8 protein-coding genes and 2 pseudogenes are annotated in these 8,534 nt (G+C 37.2%); 9 read left to right on the top strand and 1 reads right to left on the bottom strand.

Annotated elements, in window-relative coordinates; genetic code table 11:
• The 9 genes and pseudogenes from FTT84_RS15750 to FTT84_RS15710 all read left to right on the top strand — a co-directional run.
• On the top strand, positions 1-233 hold a 233-nt coding region (locus FTT84_RS15750; protein WP_257218539.1), incomplete at its 5' end, for an IS1 family transposase.
• Positions 234-335: 102 nt separating this feature from the next.
• Complete coding sequence (locus tag FTT84_RS15745; RefSeq protein WP_180081789.1) at positions 336-626, top strand: hypothetical protein; 291 nt, start codon at positions 336-338, stop codon at positions 624-626.
• 80 nt (positions 627-706) lie between these two features.
• On the top strand, positions 707-2,188 hold the full coding sequence (locus FTT84_RS15740) for an Eco57I restriction-modification methylase domain-containing protein (RefSeq protein ID WP_180081788.1): 1,482 nt from the start codon (positions 707-709) through the stop codon (positions 2,186-2,188).
• Positions 2,166-3,137, top strand: coding sequence for a BsuBI/PstI family type II restriction endonuclease (locus FTT84_RS15735; RefSeq protein WP_180081779.1), 972 nt, complete (start codon positions 2,166-2,168; stop codon positions 3,135-3,137). The genes FTT84_RS15740 and FTT84_RS15735 overlap by 23 nt, the downstream gene beginning before the upstream one ends.
• A 69-nt stretch (positions 3,138-3,206) precedes the next feature.
• Positions 3,207-3,452, top strand: coding sequence for a tellurium resistance protein TerC (locus FTT84_RS15730; protein ID WP_180027347.1), 246 nt, complete (start codon positions 3,207-3,209; stop codon positions 3,450-3,452).
• 243 nt (positions 3,453-3,695) lie between these two features.
• Complete coding sequence (locus FTT84_RS15725) at positions 3,696-4,736, top strand: replication initiation protein (protein ID WP_180027346.1); 1,041 nt, start codon at positions 3,696-3,698, stop codon at positions 4,734-4,736.
• A 2,144-nt stretch (positions 4,737-6,880) separates the two neighbouring features.
• The gene (locus FTT84_RS15720) at positions 6,881-7,918 is read left to right on the top strand and encodes a hypothetical protein (RefSeq protein ID WP_180027352.1); all 1,038 of its coding nucleotides are present in this window, start codon (positions 6,881-6,883) and stop codon (positions 7,916-7,918) included.
• Positions 7,911-8,129 (top strand): hypothetical protein, encoded by a 219-nt coding sequence (locus FTT84_RS15715; RefSeq protein ID WP_180027351.1) that lies wholly within the window; start codon positions 7,911-7,913, stop codon positions 8,127-8,129. Before FTT84_RS15720 ends, FTT84_RS15715 begins: the two co-directional genes overlap by 8 nt.
• A gap of 112 nt (positions 8,130-8,241) precedes the next feature.
• Positions 8,242-8,421: pseudogene (locus FTT84_RS15710) on the top strand (DNA-binding protein); the annotation flags it as partial.
• Between the two features lie 14 nt (positions 8,422-8,435).
• On the opposite strand, the pseudogene FTT84_RS15705 reads toward FTT84_RS15710, so the two are convergent.
• A pseudogene (locus FTT84_RS15705) lies at positions 8,436-8,534 on the bottom strand (IS1 family transposase); the annotation flags it as partial.

The following is an 8,534-nucleotide window of genomic DNA, read 5'->3' as shown; positions in this document are numbered from 1 at the left end:
TAAGCTATACATGTATATCAAGTGACCATTGGGATAGCTTTGTTACGACCTTTAAAGAATGCAAACAGTTGATTGGTAAATTTTTCACTGTGGGTATAGAAGGCAATAATTGTCGATTACGGCATCGGATCAGGCGAGGCTTTAGGAGAAGCTGCAACTTCTCCAAAAAGCTTGAAAATCATTACAAAGCCTTTGATTTAGCGTTCTTTTATATCAATAATGGATTCGTTTAATGCCAGCATACTTTTTGAAACACCACCAAAAATGTAACTACGTTACAGTCTACTCAGGTACAACAGCAGACAGAAGTAGACACCTTAAGGTTACAAGTTGAAATGCTACAGAAACAGCTTAGAAAAGCCGAAGAAACAGAAGATTTCTTGAAGGAACAAATCAAAACTAAGGATAGTAGTATTAATTTGCTTCAAACTCTTTTAACAGCTCCTAAATCGTCAGTACAAGGTAGTGTAGAGAAACAACAGAGTGATCCAGTTCTTTCTAAGCTACCTGAGCTTGAAAAGAAGCAAGAAGAACATCTAATTCCGAAGCCTATCCTTGAAGAAGAGAAGAGACCAAAGAGAAAGGGCTTATTTAGTCGAGTTGTTAGTGCCGTATTTGATGAGTGAAGGCTCGTATATTAGCCAACGATTTACTGTTTATTTCCTTACATACACTACAATTGCACTGTCCTATTTAAGATTTACTTATGATCTCAAACATCTCTATTACCCAAAATCAGTTTTTACAGACGAAAGCTTCCAGTGAAAAAAAGGAGTTGGGGCAATTCTTTACACCTAGTGAAATAGCAACATTCATGGCTAGTTTGATCACTCTTGATAAAGATAAGAGCCAATCTATTAGTGTTCTAGATGCAGGTGCAGGTGCAGGTATTTTGGGGATTTCTGCATTATTAAAATTAAAAGAATTAGGCTTTAAAAAATTACATTTAACAGCCTATGAGAAAGATGATTTAGTTATTCCATTACTAGAAGAAAATTTAGATACTTTTTTAAAAGAAAATGAAGAAGTTTCATTTAGTTATGAGGTAATCAATCAAGATTTTATCTTAGAAAAAAACAATCAGACCTACGATGTTTGTTGTATTAATCCTCCATATTTTAAATATTCTGTGAAAACTTCACCTTATGCCAAATCAATGGCTCATTTATTTAAGGGTGATCCTAATATTTATGCTCTGTTTGTTGCAAAAGCATTAAGCCTTTTAGCTCCACAAGGAGAGCTAATTTTTATTACTCCTCGTAGTTTTACCAATGGGCTATATTTCAAAGGATTTAGAAAATATTTACTTAAAAACAATAGCTTAAAAGCAATCCATATTTTTAAATCAAGAAAAGATGCTTTTAAAGAGAGTGATGTACTTCAAGAAAATGTCATTTTCAAAATTGTGAAGGATCTACAGCAATCTAATATCCGTGTTTCATCATCAAATGGCGTAGATGATCTCAATAAATCAGAGATTAACGATTATGACTCTGATCTGCTTTTAGACAGTACCTCTAGTGAGTCTTTTATTCGTATTCCTGAAAGCCAAGAAGATGCAGAAGTTCTATCTTTGGTTGAAAGTTGGGGAAATACATTTGATGAAATGGGTTACTTCATTTCAACAGGTCCAGTAGTTGAATATCGTTCAAAAGAGTTTTTAGAACCCACTCAAACTGATTCATTACCCTTGATCAATGCACATAATCTACAAGATTTAAAAGTTGTATTTGATGGATCTCATAAGAAGGATAAGAGATTTTATTTAATTGAGGGTGCGAGTAAGTGGTTAGTACCTAATAAAAACTATGTCCTAATTCGTAGAATTAGTTCCAAAGATGAAAAGAAGAGAATTGGTGCTTCTGTATATGAAGCATCTAATTTTAAACAAGATTTTGTAGCTTTAGAAAATCATATTAATTTTATTGGCCACAAAGAACGAGATATGACTCTTGAAGAAACGTATGGTCTAGCTTTGATATTACGCTCGAATTTGTTTGATACCTATTTTAGAACTATCTCTGGCAACACTCAGGTAAATGCCACAGAGATAAAAACCTTAAAATTCTGCTCGAAAGAAGTAATTGAAGAGTTAGGTTTGGATTGGCTAGCAGGAAAAATTGACGAAGACCAAACGGACGAATTTTTAAAAGATCGGATTAAATATGAATCAAGATATACAGTCTAAAATTGATCAAGCACAGCAGTTGTTGAAGGCTTTTGGTTTACCTCCTGCTCAACAGAATGAAAGGGCGTGTTTAACACTACTTGCTTTAGCTAATTTAAAGCCTTCTGATGATTGGGACAGTGTTACAAATAGTCTCTACCGTACCGTAGATCTAATGGCATTTATGGCTGTATTTTATCTTAAAGAATATAAAGCAAATACCCGTGAAACTATTAGACGACAAACATTACATCAGTTCATGCAACATGGGCTTGTAACTAAAAATAGAGATGACTTAACAAGACCAACCAATAGTGGTCAAACGAATTACAGTCTAAATGCTGAAGTGATAAAAATTTTAAAAAAAATGCCTAATGGAGATTGGAAGAGCGAAGCCGAAACTCATGCAATTAACGCTAAATTATTGCTTAAGGCTCATAAAAAACGTGTGGCTAAGACGCAAGTTTTGGTTAATTTACCGTATATGGTAGAGCCGTTGCGCCTTTCAGCAGGTGCCCATAACCAATTACAAGCAGATATTATTCACACATTTTTACCCCAGTTTGCAGGTGAAGAAACACGACTTCTATATGTTGGGGACACAGCAAGTATTGATGGAACTGGTGGGAAATTTGCATTTTTAAACTCAGAATGGTTCGCAAAATTAGGAATCCCTGAGCTTGCTAAAGATAAATTACCTGATGTTGTGGCTTTCGATCCTGAAAAGGAATGGCTCTATTTGATAGAAGCAGTCACAACTCACGGCCCAATCTCAGAAAAAAGATGGCAAGAATTACAGACTATGTTGGAGAGTACCCATCTAGGTTGTGTGTATGTCACAGCATTTCCTGATAGAGCTACATTTAGAAAATATTCTGCCGATGTGGCATGGGAAACTGAAGTTTGGTTAGCTAATGAACCTGAACACATGATTCATTTTAACGGGGATCGGTTTTTAGGACCCCATTAAACACATAATATATTTGTTTTCACGTTTATGGTGTGCTATTTTTTGAAAAAATCATAGATGTACTTAACTATGACCTATAGTGAATTTCAGACAGAACTTATTAATAGTGGTTTAAGTATTAAGGACTTTGCATCCCTTATAGGGATGCATCCTAACTCAGTTACTAACTACAAAAGTAAGGGAGTTTTGCCCTTAAATTTAGCGATAGTTATAACTTTGCTTGCAGAACTAAAAACTAATGGCATTGATCCAGCAGCTATTATTGAAAAAGTAAAAAGAAAGCATTTTCTAGATATAGCTGAGAGCAAAAACTAGGATGAAATTTAAAACATGTAAGAACGAATTAAGTAATTGACGTGAAGTAATGAGTATTGATAAATTTCGAAATTATTTATTATTTCAAATAAGTAATACTTTTTAAAAGACGAAAAAAAAGCCCATAACTTTGGCGAGTGGGGGCTTCTTTTTCAGGACAGAGCATTAGAATGACCGCCCCTAGAATCTTTGGTCATTTTATCTATTGCTTTGAGAAAAAACAATGCAAATTGGATAAAAACATTGACCGAAAAATGTAAAAGTTCTTTTGAAGAACAAATATTGGGCGTATTGCCCTTTAAACCATATTGTGTAAAAGAAAAGGGCAGCCGTCTAACTATGAGTGTTAGACAGAAAGCTTTGCACTACCCTTATATTCAATTCAATACACATTTCCGTAAAACCTTCATCATTCTAGATTTGGATTATGAAAATGCCTTAACGGAAATAGTCTATTGTCGGATTGGTTTACCGCTTCCAAACTTCGTTGTAGCTAATTTTGACAACGGTAAGGCTCACGCCTATTTCAAGCTAAAGTACCCGATTATTGACACCCGTGGCTTACCAGAAGGAAGCCAAGAACGGTACGAAGTCAAGTATGGGAGGAAAAGTTCTGCAAATGATAAGCCTCAGAAATCATTAAATTTTTATAACCATATAAAGATCGAACTCACAGAAGCCTTTGATGCTGACCGAGGTTATGCAGGGTTACTTTCTAAAAACCCCGTTTCTCCCAATTGGAGAACAACACACCTTCGTGATGAACCGTACACCCTTTATGAGTTAGCCCAAATATTAAAAATTCCTCCCAAAAGGGAAGATCCTAGAAAAGAATTAGTAAAATTTTCGAAGGAAGAAGCAAAAGAAGCTGGCAGAAATTGCTATGTTTTCTATACCGCTTGCGAGTTTGCCTATGTTGAAGTCCGTAAATTTAGAGGGAAAACCTACGCACAGTGGCAAAACACGATGATTGATCATTGCTTAAGTATTAACGAGGGTTTAACTGAGCCACTGGACTACAACGAAATAAAAAATATTGCGAAGAGCATTAGCCGTTATTGTTGGAAAAAGGACTCTTACTGTTATCAAGAGTTTATTGATCGCCAGACTCGAAAAGGTAGTTTAGGTGGTAAGAAAGGTGGAGCTGTACGTTCTTCCCAGTTTGAGCCATTGAGAAACGAAGCAAAGAAGTTAAAGGAAGAAGGCTTAAGTATTAGAAAGATTGCTGAAACTTTGAAAGTGAGTAAAACCTCAGTAAGCAAATGGTTAAAAGAGGATAAATGAAGTGTACCAAGTGAGCCTAAATCAGATCTTAGCGCCTTTGTGCGTCATTTAGGTCAATCTTAAATATGTTCCACGGTTTTACATTTACATATTTGCTTAGGCTAATTTTATGAAAATTTGAATTCTGCAGGTTTTGAAGATTTCAATTCGTATGATTAATTTAAGTCTAGTTCATGGTTTGCGTTATTTTCAATTTTTCTTACCTTTCTTTATATTTCCTTGTTCATGGCGAAAACGACCTTAAAACGCAAATAGTGAGCTTTTAGAGCTAATCAAATGTTCAGACATTGAAGAAAAGTAAGACCACACTGCAAAGGTGCAAGTGTGGTCTTAACATTAGAGCATTTTTTTACAAGGTTCATTCCTTGTTGTTTCCCCTGATTTTGACCTGCATATAGACAAGTCTTTTCTGCACCTTATGGAAACGAGTGCAGCACTATTATTTTTCATGACCGTGTGATCATTAACCAATTATTTATCCAACTGGTAAGACGTGATCTATAACTCAAAGGGTGACCAAACCCATTGTAGATCACTAGCATTAACTTGTTCAGACTAAGCCACCACAGCAAAGTCAAACACTACCAATGTTTCTCACACCACATTTCAATTTTTTAACTTAAAAAATCAACCTCTTGATTTGCCAGATCCATTTTTCGCAGAAGACTTAAAGAACTCTTGTGAGGAAATCCTTAAAGGTTATTGCAAACCACTTACGTGCTATGCAAAACAAGCGTACCCTTACCACCGATTCAGGCTCGATGCGGTTAAACTTCTCCTTAGCCAAAGTGTTCAAAAGAACTCTTTGACCACAACTTCGACGGTAAAAAACCGCCTTATATGCGCTACTCAACTTCGCTCTCAGGACTCTCACATTAGTACATCTGTCACCTGTACTCTTGTCACCCGTGCTTTACCAGTTTGCACGTTATCTGATTAAGTCCCTTCCCAAGTTACCACTTCACTACTAATGACTCACTTCGCTTATCCACTAGCACGTTTAACTACCTCCTTTTTTCCCCCAACTGCAACTCCTTAAGAATCCATCGGGATATTGGCATAAACGTGATCAACATGGGTAAAGCAGTTAAGCCTTTCCACACAGCCCCCTTTGCAGGTAATCAAACTTTCGTTAGGCCTTTACACGGTTAAGCTATCCATCGACCTACCAAGCTGCCATCTTTTCAGACTTGACTCGATAGTGCCACCAAACTCGCCCTGTTGGACGTTTTGACAGTTCACCTCCTGATGAACATTGAAGCCCTCGTGTGTGACAATGAGCCTGTGATTCGGATTAATCCGACCAACATAAGATTGAGAACACTCAATCTTAAAGCCAATATAAATACCGACTTAAATGTTGTGCAATCTCACAGACACATGCTGCTTTTAACGCACCCTAGCCTTCCGCTAGGCCGACCTCCTGTCAGTGCTCGCAGTCTTCGTTTGTGGAGGGTTTCGAAAAATTTCCTCTTCGGAAATTCATCTAGCAAGGCCGTTCCCAACCTCACACCATTTCAGCCATTTCTGACCTTATAGGCTCCCGTTTCCTTGTCGCCCAATTACTTAAAATCCCATACAGGAAGGATTGAGGATAGAGAGGGTTTTTTCATTGCCCCCGCCCCCGTTGCAGCGTACTGAGCATACTTTCGTATGCGGTCCGCTACTCCAGCCACCAAATTAAGTCATCTGAATAAAAAACATCATATTCAGTGTTGAACAAAAGCTACTTGTTCAACCGACACCGTAAGTATCCCCGAAGGGCACGGCTTAGTGTTTTAAGTAAAATTGAAGCCTTTTCATGATGGGTGGTGACCATCATGAATACAGAGAAACAGGATGGTCATTCCCAAAATGAATTAATGCTAGGAGCAGATTACGGTGGAAAAATCGGCATGTCAAATACCGTCTAGGAATTGCTTAATTGTCACATTACGTCATGTGCCGATTTTTACCAAAAAACGAAGTTTTTTGGAGTTTTGCTTCGCAAAACTATTAGGCAGTTATTAAGGCTAGAAGCCTTAAATAAAAGAATTTCTATTGTCATATTACTTAGGCATAATGGAGTCATATTTGAGCAGATTCCGTATTGTCATATTACGGTTTTTCTGTATTGTCATATTACGTGGAAGTGTTAATAACGCATGATTTCATTCAGCCCAACCACCAAGTTCACGATGCAAAAAATTAAGTATCACGTTTCCCGTGGTGCTTATTTCTGGACAAATTTTCAGATCAAGGGATTGGACAGAGCCGAGAAGAAGGTTGAAGAATTAAAAAAGATCTACGATCTAGAATTAAGTACGAAGATCCGCACAGATCGCCTAAATTCAGGGAAGCCAGTAGCTACTTTGATTGTTTACCACGATCTATTTGAATCAGGGCTTTGGCATTTTTACCTGCTAGTGAAAACGCCAAGAACAAGAGAGCACCATCGTTTAGTTGGTATTCCAACAAAAATTGGCGTTCAACAAGGCTTATCATGGACTCAAGAAGAACTAAATCAGGAATTAGATCTGATTTATAAATACTTCCAAGATAAACAAGACTTCAAATTCATTCTTAGACAGCCTCACATCCAAGTCAAAATCACGCATTACACAATGGAATTGGTGCGGTTTAATCACAAAATTCGCTCTATCAGTGAAAAAAACAAAAATTTTAAAGTACCGAAGAAGAACTTTGGATGGACTTGGCGTTACTCCACTCAGGATATGGGAAAAATTCAAGAAGAGCTTAAGAAGTCCATAAATAAATACATTTCGGACACGAAAAAGGAAGTGGCTATAGCAGACATTAAAAAGATGCTTCGCCATTTTGAAGTTTGGGCGATGGATCGTGGCGCACGGACACAAGCAGGCCAACAGCTTGCTACAGCTAAGAAGCTACTCAAAACCAAGACCAACGGAAAAACCAACTGGACTAAAGAATGCTTGCCTGAAATGACGCTATATGCCGAAAAACAATTCAAAACCTATGCTACTACCTTTAATGAATACTGGCGAAGAAGGGACTTCTATGAGACAGCAGGTTATGAATTGCCGCGTGAATTCTTCAAGCTCTCAGAAGCAGATTTTGCTAAAGCTTCCAGTGAGTATGTGCTGAAAAAAGATCAAGAGATTCAAGAATTAGGTTGGATTGAAGCAGATCTTGAAGACTTTGGGGAAGTTCGAGGTGAATAAATATACTCAAAAACATCTAGCCTTTTTCCTTGTCGCCCTGAGTGGCATGCTGCTGCTCAACTTCAAGTCAAACCAAGAGGAAGATGATGCACAAGCTGTTGCCCGTGCAAAAGCGCGAGAGTTGGCTTTCATCAAAAAACAAGCCGATTATGTGGGAGAGTATGGCCATAAGAAAGAATACGACTTGAAAACTGGCAGAGTTCAAGAGTGAGTTTGATTTTAGAAAAAAATATTCCTTCATATTAAAACATTGACCAAAAATGTAGCCCTCCTCTGTCGCCTGAGTGTATATTCTAGACATTAGGGGATTGTAGGTGTAACGCATGAAAAAAATGACAGTAGGGGAGCTTGCAAAGCTATATGGATTAAACCGACAAAGCATTTACAAACGCATAAATAAAGGGGATTTGAGCAAAGGTAGTGATGGAAAAATAGATTTTTCAGAAGCGATTAGAGTCTTTGGTGAACCAAGTGAAAGAAATAAAAATGTGGTGGTGTTTCAAAAAGTATGCTGGCATTAAACGAATCCATTATTGATATAAAAGAACACTAAATCAAAGGCTTTGAAATGATTTTCAAGCTTTTTGGAGAAGTTGCAGCTTCTCCTAAAGCCTCG

Source organism: Acinetobacter sp. YH01019, assembly GCF_013420285.1.
GTDB lineage: Bacteria > Pseudomonadota > Gammaproteobacteria > Pseudomonadales > Moraxellaceae > Acinetobacter > Acinetobacter gandensis.
This window is presented reverse-complemented; position numbering and strand designations above follow the sequence as displayed.

Bases quoted from the DNA above. Each gene is read 5' to 3' on its own strand.
- FTT84_RS15745 (WP_180081789.1), top strand. From the start codon at position 336: ATGCTACAGAAACAGCTTAGAAAAGCCGAAGAAACAGAAGATTTCTTG.
- FTT84_RS15740 (WP_180081788.1), top strand. From the start codon at position 707: ATGATCTCAAACATCTCTATTACCCAAAATCAGTTTTTACAGACGAAA.
- FTT84_RS15735 (WP_180081779.1), top strand. From the start codon at position 2,166: ATGAATCAAGATATACAGTCTAAAATTGATCAAGCACAGCAGTTGTTG.
- FTT84_RS15730 (WP_180027347.1), top strand. From the start codon at position 3,207: ATGACCTATAGTGAATTTCAGACAGAACTTATTAATAGTGGTTTAAGT.
- FTT84_RS15720 (WP_180027352.1), top strand. From the start codon at position 6,881: ATGATTTCATTCAGCCCAACCACCAAGTTCACGATGCAAAAAATTAAG.